Origin of the sequence: Nocardia sp. NRRL S-836, assembly GCF_001279525.1 — a bacterium.
Lineage (GTDB): Bacteria > Actinomycetota > Actinomycetes > Mycobacteriales > Pseudonocardiaceae > Lentzea.
Window position 1 is genome coordinate 119,335 of record NZ_LGDY01000125.1, and the last position, 15,829, is coordinate 135,163.

At 70.3% G+C, this 15,829-nt stretch carries 13 protein-coding genes and 1 pseudogene; 6 read left to right on the plus strand and 8 right to left on the minus strand.

Annotated elements, in window-relative coordinates:
* Positions 1-72: 72 nt before the first annotated feature.
* The 3 genes and pseudogenes from ADL03_RS34125 to ADL03_RS49945 form a co-directional block, all read left to right on the plus strand.
* The gene (locus tag ADL03_RS34125) at positions 73-501 is read left to right on the plus strand and encodes a MarR family winged helix-turn-helix transcriptional regulator (protein ID WP_053737724.1); all 429 of its coding nucleotides are present in this window, start codon (positions 73-75) and stop codon (positions 499-501) included.
* Positions 502-654: 153 nt separating this feature from the next.
* Complete coding sequence (locus ADL03_RS34130) at positions 655-2,850, plus strand: AAA family ATPase (RefSeq protein WP_231642632.1); 2,196 nt, start codon at positions 655-657, stop codon at positions 2,848-2,850.
* 679 nt (positions 2,851-3,529) lie between these two features.
* Positions 3,530-4,123, plus strand: a pseudogene (locus ADL03_RS49945) (NACHT domain-containing NTPase); the annotation flags it as partial.
* 1,537 nt (positions 4,124-5,660) lie between these two features.
* Here the strand turns inward: ADL03_RS49945 and crcB are convergent.
* From crcB to ADL03_RS34145, 3 genes are read right to left on the minus strand one after another with little or no spacing between them, the layout of a single operon-like run.
* Entirely contained in the window at positions 5,661-5,999 is a 339-nt protein-coding gene (gene crcB, locus ADL03_RS46060) for a fluoride efflux transporter CrcB (RefSeq protein ID WP_082373698.1), read from the minus strand.
* Positions 5,996-6,316: a CrcB family protein gene (locus ADL03_RS34140; protein WP_197288889.1), complete on the minus strand. Its 321-nt coding sequence runs from the start codon at positions 6,314-6,316 to the stop codon at positions 5,996-5,998. Before ADL03_RS34140 ends, crcB begins: the two co-directional genes overlap by 4 nt.
* Complete coding sequence (locus ADL03_RS34145; protein WP_053737727.1) at positions 6,300-6,740, minus strand: MarR family winged helix-turn-helix transcriptional regulator; 441 nt, start codon at positions 6,738-6,740, stop codon at positions 6,300-6,302. The genes ADL03_RS34140 and ADL03_RS34145 overlap by 17 nt, the downstream gene beginning before the upstream one ends.
* Positions 6,741-6,863: 123 nt before the next feature.
* Between ADL03_RS34145 and ADL03_RS34150 the strand changes: the two genes are divergently transcribed.
* The 3 genes from ADL03_RS34150 (at position 6,864) to ADL03_RS34160 (ending at position 10,740) form a co-directional block, all read left to right on the plus strand.
* Entirely contained in the window at positions 6,864-7,835 is a 972-nt protein-coding gene (locus tag ADL03_RS34150) for an MFS transporter (protein ID WP_053737728.1), read from the plus strand.
* Positions 7,836-7,910: 75 nt separating this feature from the next.
* Complete coding sequence (locus ADL03_RS34155; protein ID WP_053737729.1) at positions 7,911-8,714, plus strand: SAM-dependent methyltransferase; 804 nt, start codon at positions 7,911-7,913, stop codon at positions 8,712-8,714.
* Between the two features lie 52 nt (positions 8,715-8,766).
* Positions 8,767-10,740 (plus strand): diguanylate cyclase domain-containing protein, encoded by a 1,974-nt coding sequence (locus ADL03_RS34160; protein WP_082373699.1) that lies wholly within the window; start codon positions 8,767-8,769, stop codon positions 10,738-10,740.
* Here the strand turns inward: ADL03_RS34160 and ADL03_RS34165 are convergent.
* Genes ADL03_RS34165 through ADL03_RS34185 form a run of 5 tightly spaced genes read right to left on the minus strand, consistent with a single transcriptional unit; the run spans position 10,706 to position 15,699 of the window.
* A complete protein-coding gene (locus tag ADL03_RS34165; RefSeq protein ID WP_053737730.1) occupies positions 10,706-12,064 on the minus strand; it encodes an NAD(P)(+) transhydrogenase (Re/Si-specific) subunit beta in 1,359 nt (452 codons plus the stop codon). The two genes, ADL03_RS34160 and ADL03_RS34165, sit on opposite strands and share 35 nt — an antisense overlap.
* On the minus strand, positions 12,061-12,327 hold the full coding sequence (locus ADL03_RS34170; protein WP_053737731.1) for an NAD(P) transhydrogenase subunit alpha: 267 nt from the start codon (positions 12,325-12,327) through the stop codon (positions 12,061-12,063). Before ADL03_RS34170 ends, ADL03_RS34165 begins: the two co-directional genes overlap by 4 nt.
* Positions 12,324-13,421 carry a Re/Si-specific NAD(P)(+) transhydrogenase subunit alpha gene (locus ADL03_RS34175; protein WP_053737860.1) on the minus strand — a complete coding sequence of 366 codons (1,098 nt, stop codon included), beginning with the start codon at positions 13,419-13,421 and terminating at the stop codon, positions 12,324-12,326. The genes ADL03_RS34170 and ADL03_RS34175 overlap by 4 nt, the downstream gene beginning before the upstream one ends.
* 39 nt (positions 13,422-13,460) lie before the next feature.
* Positions 13,461-14,531: an APC family permease gene (locus ADL03_RS34180; RefSeq protein ID WP_255353441.1), complete on the minus strand. Its 1,071-nt coding sequence runs from the start codon at positions 14,529-14,531 to the stop codon at positions 13,461-13,463.
* A gap of 4 nt (positions 14,532-14,535) precedes the next feature.
* Entirely contained in the window at positions 14,536-15,699 is a 1,164-nt protein-coding gene (locus ADL03_RS34185; protein ID WP_197288891.1) for a nitric oxide synthase oxygenase, read from the minus strand.
* Between the last annotated feature and the right edge of the window lie 130 nt (positions 15,700-15,829).

Genomic DNA, 15,829 nt, shown 5'->3' on the forward strand with positions numbered 1-15,829 from the left:
GCCCTCGTCCGGGGGTGTCGACCACGCAGCGCTATCCACGATCGTGTGACAGATCTTTCCTATGCTGAGTTGATGAGCATCGATCAGCTTCTGCGGCTGCCCAGCTACCTGATGCTGCAGCTGGTGCGCGAGGCGCGGCGGCTGAGCCGGGGCGGCCTGCGCGGGCCGCACGTGACGGTGCTGGCGTGCCTGGCCGAGCAGGAGGCCGTGGCGCAGAAGCGGATCAGCGAGCAGGTGCGGATGGACCCCAGCGACCTGGTGTCGGTGCTCGACGACCTGGAGCGCCACGGGTTCGCGCAGCGCAGGCGTGACGAGCGGGACCGGCGGCGGTTCACCGTGTCGATCACCGGGCCGGGCCGGGAGGCGTTGCGCGAGCGCATGGAGGCGGCGCGGGCGTCGGAGGAGGAGCTGCTGGCGCCGTTGACCGAGACCGAGCGGGTCGCGCTGACCACACTGCTGCGGAAGGCCTACCTGCACCACGCTGATATGCGTGTAGATTAGCCAGTCTGCGCACGGCACTAGATGGCGCGGGCAGGAATGAGCGACGCAGGATAAAACCTGACATCGCACGGTATCGAGAAATGAGGCACGTTGTCAAGCCCCTCCGATGACCTCCGGTTGGCCGAAATGGAGCCGGAGCAGGAATACGTGGCCATGTTGTACGGCCGGCTCGACGACCTCCGTGAACAGACGTCGAAACGACTCGCACAATCGTTGCGACAAACCGGCGGCACCCACCAGATGCGGTCCGAGCGGGACACCTCCGTCGCGATGTACACAGATCAGCTGGCCCAGTACAGCGCGGTGGAGAACGGCCTCGCGTTCGGCCGGCTCGATTTCCACAACGGCGACCGCTTCTACATCGGCCGAATCGGTCTCTTCGACGAGGACAAGGAATACGAGCCGCTGCTGATGGACTGGCGCGCCCCCGCGGCCCGCCCGTTCTACCTCGCGACCGCCGCCTCCCCCGACGGCGTGCGCCGCCGCCGGCACCTGCGCACGCGCTCCCGCAAGGTCATCGGTCTCGACGACGAGGTCCTCGACATCAACTCGGCCGAGCCGTCCCGCAACGAGGGACTGACCGGCGAGGCGACCCTGCTGGCCGCGCTGAACGCCTCCCGCACCGGCCAGATGAGCGACATCGTCGCCACGATCCAGGCCGAGCAGGACATCATCATCCGGTCCGAGCTGAACGGCGTCGTCGTCGTGCAGGGCGGACCCGGCACCGGCAAGACCGCCGTGGCCCTGCACCGCGCCGCGTACCTGCTGTACACGCACCGCCGCCAGCTCGCCAAACGCGGCGTGCTCGTGGTCGGCCCGAACACCACGTTCCTGCGCTACATCAGCCAGGTCCTGCCCTCGCTGGGCGAGACCGGCGTGCTGCTCTCGACCGTCGGCGAGCTCTTCCCCGGCCTGACCGCCACCGGCCGCGAGGCACCCGAGGTCGCGGCGCTGAAGGGCCGCGTCCAGATGGCCGACGTGATCGCCGCCGCGATCCGCGACCGCCAGGAAGCCCCGCAGTTCTGCGACATCCGGTTCGACAACGACGTGCTGCGCCTGGACCGCCGCGCGATCTCCGACGCCCGCGGCCGGGCCCGCCGCACCCGCCGCCCGCACAACGAGGCCCGCCGCACGTTCGCGCGCGAGATCATCTCGACGCTGGCCGGCCTGGTGGCGTCCCGGCTGGGCGGCCACCTGCTCGACAAGGCGGACCTGGACGACATCCGCCGCGAGCTGCGCGAGTCCGACGAGGTCCAGGCCGCGATCGCGTCCCTGTGGCCGGTGCTGACCCCGTTCACGCTGCTCTCCGAGCTCTACGCGAACCCCAAGCGCCGCAACCGCGCCATGGCGAAGTTCACCCGCGAGGAACGCGACCTGCTGCAGCGCACCTCCGACGACTGGACCCCGGCGGACGTGCCGTTGCTGGACGAGGCCGCGGAGCTGCTCGGCGAGGACGACACCGAGGCCAAGGCCCGCGCCGAACGCCAGCGCCGCCAGGCCATCGAGTACGCCCAGGGCGTGCTGGACATCCTCGACCTGGAGGACGACGCCGACCCCGACATCCTGATGGCCACCGACCTGATGGACGCCTACCGCCTGGCCGAACGCCACGGCGTCGACCGCTACGAGACCGCCGCGGAACGCGCCGCGGCCGACCGCACGTGGACCTTCGGCCACATCATCGTCGACGAGGCCCAGGAGCTGTCGGCGATGGCGTGGCGCACGCTGATGCGCCGCTGCCCCAGCAAGTCCATGACGGTGGTCGGCGACATCGCGCAGACCGGCGACATCGGCGGCGCGACCTCGTGGGACACCGTCCTCTCGCCGTACGTGCAGAACCGCTGGCGGCTCACCGAGCTCACCGTCAACTACCGCACCCCGGCCGAGATCATGGAGGTGGCCGCGGACGTGCTGGCGTCGGTCGACCCGTCCCTGGTCCCACCCGCCTCCGTGCGCGAAACCGGTGTGCCGCCGTGGGTTTCGACCGTCGCCTCCTACGCCGCCGAGGTGCCCGCGCTGATCGCCGCCGAGGTCGCGGCCGTCGGTGACGGCAAGGTGGCGGTGATCGTGCCGGCCGCGCTGCTGCCGTCGGTGGGCGCGGCGGTCGTGGACGGCGTGCCGAGCTCGTCCACGGGCGAGCTGGAGGACGCGCAGGTCGTGGTGCTGGGGGTGACCGACGCCAAGGGCCTGGAGTTCGACTCCGTGGTCGTGGTGGACCCGTCGGGCATCCTGGCGGAGTCGCCCCGGGGGGCTTCGGACCTGTACGTGGCGCTGACCCGTGCGACGCAGCGGCTGGGGGTCGTGCACAGCGACGATCTGCCGGACGTGTTGTCCCGCTTGAAGAACTGAGCCGGTCCGGCCTCCTGCGCGAGCCGATCGCGGTGCCGTCAGCGACGTCGTTGGCGTGGACCGTGCGCGGAGGAGGCCGGGCGGGCGACCCCGTGTCCACTTATTGTCTTTGTTTTACCGCAAACGAAAACGGCGTTGTGCCCCGTCGCGTGCTGTCCGGTGTGCTATTCCAGCTGGACTGAGTCCACGTACGGGAACGGAGACCTGGGTGCCCAGCGTCGAGTCGACGATCAGCCGCATTGTCGTCAACGTCAGCAGACAGCTGGCTCCGAGCCTCGAGGTCAATCCGCGGATCCGCTGCAGCGGGATCTCCAGAGCGGCGACCGAACAGCTGCTGGACGAACTGGGCCACGAGGCCGGCACCCTGCTGGAGTACCTGCGGTCGCCGGACTTCGCGGTGCTGATCGCCCAGCTCAGGGTCCGTCCGACGGCGACGGAGGCCGTCACGCGCCAGCTGCGGGAAGGGCTCCGGCTGGCAGGGCTGCCCGAGCACCTGCGGACGCGGACCGTGGGGGTCGTCCGGGAGGTGCTCGACGCGGCCTGCCGCGAGGCGCTCTGGCTCTTCCACCGGCCGAGCGCTCGCATCCTCCCGAACGACGTGGCGGTCTCCGCGACGGGCGCGAGCCGCGTGCTGGCCCAGCTGGAGTCGTTGACCGAGTGCCACGACTTCGCCGCCCGGATGCGCAGCCAGGTCGTCGCGCTGCACAGCAGGATCAGGTTGCCGCACATCGGGGTCAGCCGGGCGGTGCGGTACGAGGAGCTCTACGTGCGGCCGTCGATCCGGACCCATCCCGGCCCGTTCGGCGCTCCGGGAGACCGCCGGGTGGTCCTGGGTGACCCCGGCGCCGGCAAGTCCACCTTCGCGGCCAAGTTCGCGCACGACATCGCGTCCGACGGGTCGGGACGGGTGCCGTTCCTGCTGGTGCTGCGGGAGTTCACCGCCACGTTCGACGAGGGTGGCCGCGATCTCGTGCACTACCTGGAGATGTTGTGCCAGGCGCCTTACAACACCAAGCCGCCGCAGGACGCCGTCGACTACCTGCTGCGCAGCGGGCGTGCCGTCGTGGTCCTCGACGGCTTGGACGAGGTGGTGCGGACCGAGCTGCGCCGCCGCGTCGTGAAGCTGGTCGAGGGGTTCGCGCACACCTACCCCCTGGTCCCGATCCTCGTCACCGCACGGCGGATCGGATACGGCGAGGCACCGCTGCCGGACGAGCTGTTCACCACGGCGCGCATCCTCGACTTCGGCGAGCAGGAGGTGAAGGCGTACGTCGAACGGTGGTTCGTGCTGGACGAAGCCACCTCACCCGCCGAACGGCAGCGGCTCGTGACCTCGTTCATGGAGGACAGCAGCCAGATCCCGGACCTGCGGAGCAACCCGCTGCTGCTCACCCTGTTGTGCGCCATGTACTCCAGCGACCGCTACCTGCCGCGCAACCTCGCGCAGGTCTACGAACGCTGCGCGCTGATGCTGTTCGAGCAGTGGGACGCCAAACGCGGCATCCCGTTGCCCATGAACTTCCACGGACGACTGCGTGGCGCCGTGCAGCACCTCGCCTGGAAGGTGTTCACCGCGCCCGAGCCCGGCCAGGCCCAGTCTCGGACCACGATCGTGCAGACGCTGACGAGCTACCTGGAGAGCATCCTCGACGACCACGACGAGTCCACCGCGACCGCCGAGGAGTTCCTCGAGTTCTGCACCGGACGCGCCTGGATCCTCACCGATGTCGGCGCGACCAGGTTCGAACCGCAGTTCGGCTTCACGCACCGGACCTTCCTGGAGTACTTCGCCGCCGAGCACCTGGTGCGCAGCCACCGCACGGCGAAGGACCTGTGGTCCGCGCTGGGCCCCAACATCGCGCAGTGGGAGGTGGTGGCCCAGATCGCGTTGCAGCTGCACGACCGCAACGTCGCCGGCGGCGCCGACGAGCTGCTGGCCGAAGCACTCGACCACGGTGGCCTCGACTTCGCCGCGCGATCACTGCACTACGTGCACCCGCGCACCCGAACGGTGAAGGCCATCGCAGCGGCCGCCGTGAACAGGTCGGTCGGTGTCCGCGGCCGGGTGACGATCGCGAGAGCCGATCTCTCCGACATCGACGACGCGCTGTACAACTGCCTGCACACCGCCTCACCCGCCAACCTCCGGGTGATCGAGACAGCGGTGGCCGACGAGCTCGGACGGCACATCCGGGAGCACGCCGTCAGTGCCGCCGTCGTGCTCGCCAACCTCGTCCGCGGCGCCACGTCGGAGGACACCAGGTGGGCGGCGGTGCAGCGTGAGCTGGTCGCCCGGCACCGCGAGGACCTCGTCCAGGTGTGGAACACCTCGCCCTGGGGAGCGGCGGTCCTCTTCGCACAGCCCGAGTCGTTGGAGCGGCTGGTACGACGCTTCGGAGTGGCGGCCATGTACGTCCGCGGCACATTCCACCGCGACACCCATCCCAGCGCGGCGCAGAACCTGCTCTACCCCCACACGCTGCCGTTCGCGGACAGCGCGGCCGACACCATCGCCGACACCATCGCCGAGCAGCCGGTCCCGTGGGCGCCGGCGACCACGTTCGCCGAATCGGACGTCTTCCTGAACACGTGCGCGGGGCGCACCGACAGCCTGCGCCTCATGCTCGCCTTGCCGTACTTGGAGCTGCTCGACACCTATCGGGCGTCTGGAACGTGCGGGCCGGTCCACACGATGCTCATGAACGGCAGGATGGAGGCATCCTCGCGTGCCGACGCACTTCGGTGGCTGGACAAAGCCGAACTGACCGCCGCGGTGCGCACGTTCATCGGTCGCTGGCTGCGGGACGAGATCAGCGTGACAGAGCCAAACCTGCCGCCGCCGCTCCCACGCCGAGTGTCACGCCGACCACCACGTTCACCAGTGCCGGCCGGTACTTCTCCTGCTCCAGCAGCAAAACCGTCTCATAGCTGAACGTCGAATAGGTCGTCAGCCCACCGCAGAACCCGACCCCGAGCAACGGCATCCAGGCCGTCCCTGCGAAGAACCCGATCAGAAAACACCCCAGCACGTTCACGACCAGGGTCCCGTACGGGAAGCCGGACCCGTACCGCGCCTTGACGGCCCAGTCGATCAGGTACCGCACCGGAGCCCCCAGGGCCGCGCCCACGAACACCGCCACGACCGTCACCGCGTCACCCGCAACCCGACGAACGCCGCGGCGATCGCGCACACCGGCGTCAGCAGCAGGAACAACGGCCGCCCGGCGACGGCGTAGGACGAGAACGTCGTGAACCCGCCCAGGAAACCGACCCCGAAGAACGCCCGGACCAACGGCCGCGGCACGGTCCCCATCAGCACGCCGATCAGGAAGGAGCCCAGCACGTTGATGACGAACAGCCCCAGCGCCCCCGGCACGAACACCGACAGGCCGTAGCGCGCGACACCGCCGATGCCGCCGCCCAGCGACACCAGGGCCACGAACCGGGGGTCAGGACGGTTCGGCAAGGTGCTCCACCAGGTGGTCCAGGGCCTTCAGCGCGCGCACGACGTCCTCCCGTTCGGACGCCTCCAGCTTGCCCAGGGCGGCGCCGATGCGCTTCTCGTGCTCGCGCTGCCAGACGAGCAGCTGTTCGTGTCCACGGGGTGAGACGGATAGCCGTGCTACCCGTCGGTCCCTGGGGTCGGCGCCGCGGACCACGAGGCCCGAGTCGATCAGTTGGGACACCAGGCCGGAGACCGTGTTGGGGGCCAAGCGCAGGACCGCGGCGAGGTCGCCGACCTTCATCGGCGGGCGTTCCGCGAGGGTTTGCAGCAGCTCTACCTGCGCCATCGGCAGGGACTCCCACGGCCAGTCCGCCCGGATGCTCGTCCGCAGCGCCCGGCGCAGGCGGGTGACGACGTCGGTGAGCGTGCGGGCTTCGTCTGACATGCGGAAATCCTACTGAACACCGGCTAATAGCTCTGTGTCAGATATGATCTGGGTACGATTAACTGGTTCGTCACGGAGTCTCCCCGGCCGGCGTGGATCGCGCGCTGGCCGAGGGCGCGTTGGTTGGTCATCGCGACGGTGTGTTTCGGGGCGTTCATGGGGCAGCTGGACGCCTCGATCGTCACGCTCGCGTTCCCGGCGATGGCGGAGCACTTCGGGCACGACCCGGAGCTCATCTCGATCAGCTACCTGGTCACGCTGGTGGCGTTGCTCGTCCCAATGGGCAGGATCGCGGACCGGGCCGGACGCAAGATCGTCTACATCTACGGGTTCGCGTTGTTCACGGCGGCGTCGGTGGCGTGCGCGTACGCGCCGAGCTTCGAGCTGCTCGTCGGGGCCAGGATCGCGCAGGCGGCGGGGGCGGCGATGCTGCAGGCCAACAGCGTCGCGCTGGTGACGACGAACGTGCCGGTCGGCCAGCGGCGCAAGGCGCTGGGGATCCAGGCCGCGGCGCAGGCGGCCGGGCTCGCGGCGGGGCCGTTGCTGGGCGGGTACCTGGTCGAGCACCACGGGTGGCAGGCGGTGTTCGCGATCAACGTGCCGATCGGCGTCACGGCGATGATCGCGGGCCACTACCTGCTCCCCCGCACCAGGACCACGCCGGAGGAACGGGCCAGGCCCACGGTCAAGGTGCTGCCGGGGCTCGTGGGGGTCGGGCTCACGTACGCGGCGTTGTTCGCGCCGATGACGTTGTTGCCGTTCACGATGAACCAGCCGTTGGCGCACATCGGGCTCACGGTCGCCGCGCTGCCGATCGGGTTCGCGATCGCCGCCACGCTCGTCCACGGGCCGGGGGCGCGGACGGGGGCGTTGATCGTCGCGACCGCGGTGGTCCTGCCGGTGCCGCCGGTGCTCCAGCTGCTCGCGGCGGGCATCGGGCTGGGGATCGTCGCGCCGTCCTGCACGAAACGGGTGATGACCGCGCTGCCGGACCGGCAGGCGGGGGTGGGCAGCGGGATGGTCAACGTCTCGCGCGGGCTCGGCACCGCGCTCGGTGTCGCCGTCGCGTCGCTGGTGGTTCACGTTTTCCAATGACCGCACCAACATCCACTAGTCCAAAAGGGCGCCACCCCTGCCATGTGCGGGCTCCGTCTCAGTAGCCTGTGGCGCATGTCTGAACGGGTGAGCTGGGTTCCTGAGGGCGTCGACACCGGCAAGCCGAGTGCCGCTCGCCTGTACGACTACCTGCTCGGCGGGGGGCACAACTTCGCGGCCGACCGGGCGCTGGCGGAGAGGTTCCTGCAGGCGCAGCCGAACGCGCGCACCATCGCGCGGCTGAACAGGGCGTTCCTGCGCAGGGCGGTGTTGTTCATGATGGTCAACGGGATCCGGCAGTTCCTCGACCTCGGCAGCGGCATCCCGACGGTCGGCAACGTGCACGAGATCGCGCAGACGGCGGACGCGCGCGCTCGGGTCGTGTACGTGGACTTCGAGGAGGTCGCGGTCGCGCACAGCCAGCTCATCCTGGAGGACCACCCGAACGCGACGATCATCCAGGAGGACATGACCCAGCCCGCCGCGGTGCTGGCGGCGGCACGGGAGAGCGGTCTCGTCGACTTCTCCCAGCCCGTCGGCGTGCTGACCGTGGGGGTCTTCCACTTCGTGCCGCCGCAGGCTGACCCGCGTGCGGTCGTGGCCGCCTACCGCGACGCCGTGCCCGAGGGCAGCTACCTGGCGTTCTCGCAGTTCACGCAGGACCTCCAGCCGGAGGAGATGGCCGGCGTGGTCGAGGTCATGAAGAAGAGCCAGAACCCGATGTTCCCGCGCACGAGGAGCGAGATCGAGGGGTTCCTCGACGGGTTCGAGGTGGTCGAGCCGGGCATCGTGCCGTTGCCGCTGTGGCGGCCGGAGGGCACGAACACCGATGATCCGGACAAGGCGGGCATCTACGCAGTAGTCGGCCGCAAGGTCTAGCCCCCGTTCCATGTTGGCCGGGCGGCGGTCAATCCGTACGCTCTGTGACAGCATGGAACTTCCGCCGCTCGCCCGCCGCTGGATGCACGCGCTGATCTCGACCGCGTACATCCCGCTGTCCCACGCCGAGATCGAGCGCACGCTGCTCGACGCGCTGCGGGAGCTGCCGGAGTCCCCTGAAACGGTCGCGAATCGATTGGTGTCACTGCACGCAACCGGTCCCGACTCGTTGCGTGTCACGATCGAGGAGCTCTCCCCCGCTTTCGGGCTGCCCGTGCTCGCCCGGCTCAGCTCCGCGTACGCACACGCCATGCGGCTGGACGCGTTCGACCAGCAGGAGCAGATCAAGGTCGCGATCGTGCGGGCCAAACAGCGGGTCGAGCGCACGCTGAAGGTGAGCCAGGCGCGGTTCCGGGAGGTGTTCGCCTCCTCCGCGCTGGGCATCGTGATCACCGGCTTCGACGGCAGGTGCGTGGAGGCGAACGACACGCTGGCCGAGATCGTCGGGCTGGAGGCGGGTACCGAGCTCGCCGGCCGCGAGCTGATCGAGTTCTTCCACCCGGAGGACGCCGCCGCACTGGGGGTCTCGTACCAGCGGGTGCGCGAGGGGCGCGCCGACCGGTTCCGCGACCAGCGCACGCTGATCCGCGTGGACGGCGAACCGGTGTGGGTGCTCCTGGCGGTGTCGTTGCTGCGCGACGCGGACGGCGAGCCGGCCCACTTCGTGACGATGGTCGAGGACATCAGCGAGCTGCACCTGTTGCAGCGCAGCCTCGACCACCAGCTGCTGCACGACTCGCTGACCGGCCTGTCGAACCGCCAGCACTTCATGACGCAGGTGGAACGACGGCGCGACACCGACCAGATCACCCTCTACCACCTGGGCCTGGACGCGTTCTCGGTGGTCAACAACGGCCTCGGGCACGACACCGGCGACAAGCTGCTCAAGATCGTCGCGAGCCGCCTCGGCAACCTGGCCGGCGAGAAGCGCGCCGTGCTGGCACGGATCGGCGGCGACGAGTTCGCGTTGATGACGACCTCCGACAACGTCACCGCGACGATCGAGGAGATCCAGGGCGCGCTCACCGAACCGACCTTTGTGGACGATCACGGCATCGCGCTGTCGGTCAGCATCGGCGTGGTCGACCGGCCGCCGGCGTTCGCGACCGCCGGCGAGCTGATGCGGTGCGCGAACGCCGCCCTGCGCCAGGCGAAAGCCCGCGGCAAGCGGCAGTGGGCGTTGCACGACCCGCACGACGACGCGCGCAGACGTGGCCGGTACGCGCTGGCCGCGTCCATGCCGGGCGCGTGGGAGCACGGCGAGCTGGAGATCGTCTACGCGCCGGCGCACGACCTGGAGAACCGCGCGGTGCTCGGCGCCGTCGCCCGCCTGCACTGGGACGACCTGAGCCACAACGACACCATGGCGCTCGCCGACTCGACCGGCCTGTCGCTGCCGCTGGGCCGGTGGCTGCTGCGCGAGGCGTGCGGACAGGCCGCGAGGTGGGTGGCGGAGTTCGGTGACCGCGCGCCCACGCTGCACGTCGCGCTGGGCGCCCTGCAGTCGCGCGACGAGGACCTGGTCGCCGACGTCAAACGCGCCCTCGACGAGACCGGCCTGCCACCGGAACGGCTGCGGATCGCGCTCGACATCTCCTCGGTGCTGGCCGGCGACGACAACGCGGTGGTGCTGCACGACAACGGAATCGTCGTCGCGCTCGACGGCTTCCGGGGCGGCCACGACGAACTGGCCGTGCTGGCCGAGGTCCCGGTCCGCTCGGTGATCGCCCGCGCGCCCGCTCCCGGCCCGGACTCCCCGCTGCGCCAGGCGATGCGCGACCTGGTGGCGACCGTGCACAGCTTCGGCGTGCGGTTCGGCGTGGACGAGGTGCACACGCTGGAGGACGCCGGGCACTGGCGGGAGGCCGGCGCGGACGCCGTGATCGGGCTGCTGCCCGCGCTGACCGCGGCCGAGGTGACCGAGCTGCTGGCTACAGCTGCTTCACCGCCGCCAGCAGCTTCGTGAGCGACTCCTTGGCGTCACCGAACAGCAGCGTCGTCTTCGGGTTGTACAGCAGCTCGTTGTCCACACCCGCGAAACCCGGCCGCATCGACCGCTTCATGAACACCACGGACTTCGCGCGGTCGACGTCGAAGATCGGCATGCCGTAGATCGGGCTCGACGGCTCGTCGCGCGCACCGGGGTTCACCACGTCGTTCGCGCCGACCACCACGGCGACGTCGACCGACGTGATGCCGGGGTTGACGTCGTCGAGCTCCTTGAGCTGCTCGTAGGGCACGTCGGCCTCGGCCAGCAGCACGTTCATGTGCCCCGGCATGCGACCGGCGACCGGGTGGATCCCGTAGGAGACCGAGACCCCGCGGCGTTCGAGCTGCGCCACGAGCTCGCGCACGGCGTGCTGGGCCTGGGCGACGGCCAGCCCGTAGCCGGGCACCACGACCACGTTGTTCGCGTACCCCAGCAGGATCGCGACGTCCTCGACCGTGCCCGACTTGACCGACCGCTGCTCCTCCCCCTGCACGGCGGCGGTCGTGGCCTTGAACGCCCCGAACAGGATGTTGGTGAGCGGCCGCCCCATCGCCTGCGCCATCAGCCGGGTCAGGATCGTGCCGGACGCGCCGACGAGCGTGCCCGCGACGATCAGCAGCGTGTTGGCCAGCACGTAGCCCGAGGCCGCGACCGCGAGCCCGGTGAACGCGTTCAGCAACGAGATCGCGATCGGCACGTCCGCACCGCCGACCGGCAGCACGAACAGCACACCGAGCGCGAGCCCCGCGACGGCCAGCAACCACAGCAGCAGCCCCGACCCCGACGTCACCACGAGCGCGCCCAGGGCGACCGAGGACACCCCCGCGGCGATCGCGAGCTGCTGACCGGCCGGCAACAGCACCGGCCTGGTCGTCATCAGCTCCTGCAGCTTCAGGAACGTCACCACCGAACCGGAGAAGCTGACCGAGCCGATCAGCACCGTGAGCACGGTCGCGAGCGTGAACAGCAGGCCGGGGACGGGGACCGCGAAGAACTCGGCGAGGGCGACGAGCGCGGCCGCGGCGCCACCGACCCCGTTGAACAGGGCCACCATCTGCGGGATGGCGGTCATCTTCACCGACCGCGCCGCCGGAACGCCCACCACCACACCGAGTGCGACGGCGAGCAGGATCCACAGTCCGTTGTGGACGACGCCGTGCACGTACGCGGTGACGACGGCGACGAGCATGCCGAACGCGCCGATGAAGTTGCCGTGGCGCGCGTACTTGGGCGAGCTCAGGCCTTTCAGCGCCAGGATGAAGCACAGCGCCGCGACGAGGTACATCAGCCCGACGGTCATCTCTTGAACATCTCCAGCATCCGGTCGGTCACCACGAAGCCGCCGACCACGTTGACCGTGGCCAGGAACACCGCGAGCAGCCCGAGCACGAGCTCCAGCGTGCTCTCGGCCGACCCGGTGATCAGGATCGCGCCCACCAGGATCACGCCGTGGATGGCGTTGGCGCCGGACATCAGCGGCGTGTGCAGGATCGTGGACACCTTCGAGACCACCTCGAAGCCCACGAACACGGCCAGCACGAAGATCGTCAGCAGGTCGATCACGGCAGCTCCTTGCGGATCTGACCGTCGTGGGTGACGCAGCAGCCGGCGAGCACCTCGTCGGCGAGGTCCGGCATGACGACGCCGTCCACGACCATCAGCTTGAGCAGGTTGAGGACGTTGCGCGAGTACAGGCGGCTCGCGTGCACGGGCATGGTCGACGGCAGGTTCCGCACGCCGTGCACGAGCACGTCGCCGACCCAGGTCTCCTCTCCGGCAACGGAGCTCGTGCAGTTGCCGCCGGACTCCGCCGCCAGGTCGACCACCACGGAACCGGGTGCCATCGCCTTGAGCATGTCGGTGGTCACGAGCACGGGCGCCTTGCGGCCGGGGATCGCGGCCGTGGTGATCACGACGTCGGACGCGGCGACGTGCTCGCCGATGAGCTCCCGCTGGCGTTCCAGGAACTCCTCGGACTGCACGGACGCGTAGACGCCGGACTGGGTCTCCAGGTCGAGCTCCAGGAACTTCGCGCCCAGGCTGCGGACCTCCTCGCCCGCCGCCTTGCGCACGTCGTACGCCTCGACCACGGCACCGAGGCGGCGTGCGGTCGCGATGGCCTGCAGGCCCGCGACCCCGGCGCCCAGGACGAGCACCTTGGCCGGTGGCACGGTGCCCGCGGCGGTGGTGAACATCGGCAGGAAGCGCGGAAGCCGTTCCGCCGCCACGAGAACCGCCCGGTAGCCGGCGACGAGTGCCTGCGAGGACAACGCGTCGGCGGTCTGGGCGCGGGTGACGCGGGGCAGCAGGTCGAAGCTGAACGAGGTGACCCGCCGCTCCCGGTAGGTGTCGATCAGGTCCCGCTCGGTCGCGGGCTGCAGGAAGCTGATCGTGACGGCGCCGGGTTTGAGCTTCCCGGCCTGTTCGACGGTCAGCGGTTGCACGGACACGACGACGTCCGACTCCGCCGACGGGTCCTCGGGCGTCACGGTCGCCCCGGCCGCGCGGTACGCGGCGTCGGGAGCGTGCGCGTGGCGCCCCGCACCTTCTTGGACGTGCACGGTCAGCCCGGCATCGACCAGCGACGACACCGTTTCCGGTACGCAGGCGACGCGACGCTCGGCGGGCCGCGACTCTGCGGGTGTTCCCACTTTCACCGTACGCACGTTACGCGATCAAAGGTGACCTGGGCCACATCACAGTTGCCAGAGCACCGCACCGGCCAGGGTGAGGCACCCGACGAGCCCAACGGCGGGCACGACCCGCTTACCGAGCGTCCACGCGCTGGCGTTGGCGATGGCGTAGTAGAGCAGCACGCAGAACGAGCTGAACACGATCGCACGCGTGACGTCGACGGTGAGCACCAACGCGATCGTGACCACGCCGGTGGCGACCTCGGCGGCGCGCAGGTCGGCCAGCTGCCGGGGCAGCCTGCGATCGCGCGCCATCGCGAGCGCCGTCCGGCTCACGCCGAGTTGCAGCGACAGCAGCGATCCCAGTGCGGCCAGGCAGGCGGCGATCCTGATCACCGGCGCCAGCGCGGGTGACACGTCGGCGAGCGTCTTCGTGGCGAGGTCACCGCCCAGCGCGGACAACGCCGTGACCGCCACGACCGCGTAGACGACCAGGGTGATCGCCAGCGAGATGACCACCGCACGCGGGATCGTCCGCTCCGGTTCCTTGACCTCCTCTCCGAGGGTCGCGATGCGCGCGTAGCCGGCGAACGCGAAGAACAGCAGCGCGGCGGCGGGGAGGATTCCCGCGGGCAGGAACTGTGCTGGCTGTGTGGCATCGCGTGCGGTGACGGTGGTGGCGACCAGCACGAGCAGCACCGCGACCACGATGATCCGGGTGGCCAGCGCGGACTTCTGGACGCCGGTCAGGTTGAGCACCGTCAGCGCCACGACCGCCGCCACGGCAACGGTTTTCGGCGCTCCGGCGTACGTGCCGACGGTCAGCGCCATCGCCGCGCACGACGCCGTCTTGCCCAGCACGAACGCCCACCCGGCCAGGTCGCCCCACACCCGCCCGAGGCGTTCCCTGCCGTAGACGTACGTGCCGCCGGACCGCGGATACCGCGCCGCGAGCCAGGCGCTCGACAACGCGTTGCAGCAGGCGATCACGCCGGCGATCACGAGGCTGACGAGCAGCGCGGACCCGGCGGCCGCGGCGGCCGGGGCGAACACCGCGAAGACGCCGGCGCCGATCATCGAGCCGAGCCCGACGAAGACGGCGTCGGTGAGGGTCAGGCTTCTGGCGAGCTGCACCTGGTCAGTGTGCGACAGGGCACTTCCCGGGAGTCTCTGCGGGGAAGAAGTTCGGCAGCAGTTCACCGGTGTCGTAGTAGCGGTGGTAGACCGGCGTGAGGCCGCCCGACACAGGGGGCACGATCCAGGACCAGTCGGCCGGGCAGGAACGTCCGGCGGCCTCCTCCTTCTCCAGGTGCGTCAGGAACCTCTTCGACTCGGTGTGGTGGTCGGTGATCGTCACCCCGGACTCGCCGAACGAGTGCAGGACGGCGCGGTTGAGCTCGATCAGGGCGCGGTCGCGCCACAGCGTCGCCTCGGACGACATGTCCAGGCCCATCCGCTTGGCGATGTAGGGCAGCAGGTCGTACCGGTCGTGGTCGGCGAGGTTGCGGGCGCCGATCTCGGTGCCCAGGTACCAGCCGTTGAACGGTGCGCAGGGGTAGTCGATGCCACCGATGCGCAGGCGCATGTTGCTGATCGCGGGCACCGCGTGCCACCGCACGCCCAGCGCGGCCAGCCACGGCAGCTCCGGGTGCGACAGCGGCACCTCCAGGACCGCGTCGGCCGGGATCTCGGCCAGCGCGGGGTCGTGGCCCTCGCAGGACACCAGCAGCGGCAGCACGTCGAACGGCCCGCGCACGGCGGGCGGCCGCCACCCGCGTTCGACCGCCAGGTCGGTGAGGGCGAGGTTGCGGGCGTCGCCGAGCACGCCGCCGTCGGGGCCCCGGTAGGCGGCGTAGCGGACGATCTGCTCGTTCACGATCCGCGGGGCGGGCATGCCGGGCTCGGCCGGGGAGAAGATCGAGATGAGCGGCCGGATCTTGCCCTTGTTCGTGGCCAGGCGGAGGTGTTCGACGCACTGCGCGGCCACGTCGGCGGGGGCGGACACCTCCCGCAGGTCGCGCACCTTCAGGCTGCGCCAGTAGAGGCGGCCGATGCAGCGGGAGCTGTTGCGCCAGGCCACCCGCGCGCCGAAGGTCAGCTCGGCGGTGGTGTGGCGGTAGGTGCCGGTCGCCGCGATCTCGGCGTGCACCTCGGCGAGACGGGCTTCGACCGGACCCAGGTCGGGGTGTTCTGCGTGGTGCAGGCGGACGAAGTCCTCCACCTCGGCGATGTCGATCTCGACCTGCGCCGGGGGGAACGCGGTGAGGGAACGGGGCATCACATCAGTCGGGACGGGGATCATGGCGAGGCACCGTAGTTGCGCTTCCGGGTGCCGGAAACCGCCTGACGTGCTACGCCGCTCGGAGCACCGGACCGCGTCCGACACGCTCAGCGACTACTTGATACCGCAACCGGGTGGCGGAGGCGGGGAC

Coding starts and splice junctions, on each gene's coding strand:
- ADL03_RS34125 (WP_053737724.1), top strand. CDS start 73: ATGAGCATCGATCAGCTTCTGCGGCTGCCCAGCTACCTGATGCTGCAG.
- ADL03_RS34130 (WP_231642632.1), top strand. CDS start 655: ATGTTGTACGGCCGGCTCGACGACCTCCGTGAACAGACGTCGAAACGA.
- ADL03_RS34145 (WP_053737727.1), bottom strand. CDS start 6,740: ATGTCAGACGAAGCCCGCACGCTCACCGACGTCGTCACCCGCCTGCGC.
- ADL03_RS34155 (WP_053737729.1), top strand. CDS start 7,911: ATGTCTGAACGGGTGAGCTGGGTTCCTGAGGGCGTCGACACCGGCAAG.
- ADL03_RS34160 (WP_082373699.1), top strand. CDS start 8,767: ATGGAACTTCCGCCGCTCGCCCGCCGCTGGATGCACGCGCTGATCTCG.
- ADL03_RS34165 (WP_053737730.1), bottom strand. CDS start 12,064: ATGACCGTCGGGCTGATGTACCTCGTCGCGGCGCTGTGCTTCATCCTG.
- ADL03_RS34185 (WP_197288891.1), bottom strand. CDS start 15,699: ATGATCCCCGTCCCGACTGATGTGATGCCCCGTTCCCTCACCGCGTTC.